Genomic DNA, 1,497 nt, shown 5'->3' with positions numbered 1-1,497 from the left:
TCGATGGCCTGCTTGGCACCCGTGGTGAACTCCTCGTAGGACTGCTGGAACTTGCCCGAGGCCTGGTCCGTCTGGAAACCAGAAGCCACCAGGTTGTTCACCTGCGAGGACAGGTTCTGCAGCGTGTCCATGATCTGCTGCTGACCGTTACGCAGCTGACCCGCGGTACCCCGAAGCTCCTCGTAGGTCACATTCATGTTCGCCATGAGTAATCCCCTTCTCGATCTGAATCCGGCCGACCCCCACGGCCGGTCCGACTGCCCACACACTAACGGCGTCCCCGGAACCCGGCGATGGGCACCAGTACCCATCGGCAACCGATGGGCGACGTGCTCCGCCAGACGTCCACCAGGGTGCGGTCTCGCTGGACGAGCGTAGCGGCCTGCTTCCGGCAATGCCCGCAATCTCCGCTCGGTCAGGCCGACGCTCGTACCCGGCCCGACGAGCAGGTCATGGCTGGCGGGCGCGCCTCGCACGCTGCTTCCTGAGCTGCCGCAGGCGCTTCGCGCGGTCCGCGGCAGACAGGTCCATGACCCCGCCGTCGCCCACCTGGCCGGTGTCCTGCGACGAGGGAGCGGCACGGAACGCCCGCAGCCCCAGCACCAGCGAGATCCCGAGAAGCACGACCGTGATGATCCAGAAGATCAGGTGTGCGACGTCAGGAATCCCGGGCATGACTGCGCCGATCGCCGTCGACCAGGCAAGGCCCGCGGGCAGCATCGCGAGGAGCATGCGCCCGTTCCAGCCCCAGCCCGCCTGGTAGAACCGCATCACGCGGTCCGTGAGCCGCGTGGGTCGCACCGGCTGGAGGGACAGTGCGATGTCGCCGGCGGTCGGCGGGCCGAACGTGCTCCCGCGGAACCCGTATGCGGTGAACGACAGCTTCTCGCCCGCATAGGACGGCCGCAGGGACCGTGCGACGTAGACGAACGAGAGCACCGCCAGCGGCCAGGACGCGGTCAGGACGTGCCACCCGCCGGGCCCGATGACGGCGGCCAGGAAGACCGCGCCGACGAGGAGCGTGATGGCTTGTCCGACAGGGACGGTGTCACCACCCCGTCCCCCGGTGAGCAGAGCCTCCGGGTCGTCGTACGCGATCCCGGCGATCGAGCCCACCAGGAGCGCGACCGCGACGAGCCAGATCGACGACCAGACCAGTCCGACCAGCAGGTAGCCGAACGGTCGCAGGACCAGGGCTCCGGTGCTCGGTCGCTCCCCGTCGTTCGTCGACCGACTCGGATCTCCCACGACCAGCCCCGGCATGGTTCCTCCCCCTGAGCGCCTCACTGCTCGGCAACGCTAACGAGCGGCGCATCCCCGTGCCATCGGGAGAGGCACCAGCGGGAAAACCGTCGGGGGCGGTTCTGGACCGTAGTCCGGAACCACCCCCGCGAACCCGTACGGAGTACGGAGACTCAGATGCCCGAGGCGAGCTGCTGGTCCGTGTCCTGCAGCGTCTGAGCGGCCTGCTCGAGGAACGAGGCCATACCCTCGATA

Annotated in this window: 2 protein-coding genes; both read right to left on the bottom strand. The window is 68.5% G+C overall.

Annotated features, from left to right (window positions below; genetic code table 11):
- A partial coding sequence (locus ACYVK7_RS17700; RefSeq protein WP_460889040.1) for a WXG100 family type VII secretion target occupies positions 1-206 on the bottom strand: 206 nt, incomplete at its 3' end.
- A 244-nt stretch (positions 207-450) separates the two neighbouring features.
- Positions 451-1,263, bottom strand: a complete 813-nt coding sequence (locus ACYVK7_RS17695; RefSeq protein ID WP_460889039.1) for a hypothetical protein — start codon at positions 1,261-1,263, stop codon at positions 451-453.
- Positions 1,264-1,497: the final 234 nt, after the last annotated feature.

The organism is Promicromonospora xylanilytica, assembly GCF_054782895.1.
The sequence above is the reverse complement of the archived record's forward strand: the minus strand, read 5'-3'. Positions and strand labels throughout refer to the sequence as shown.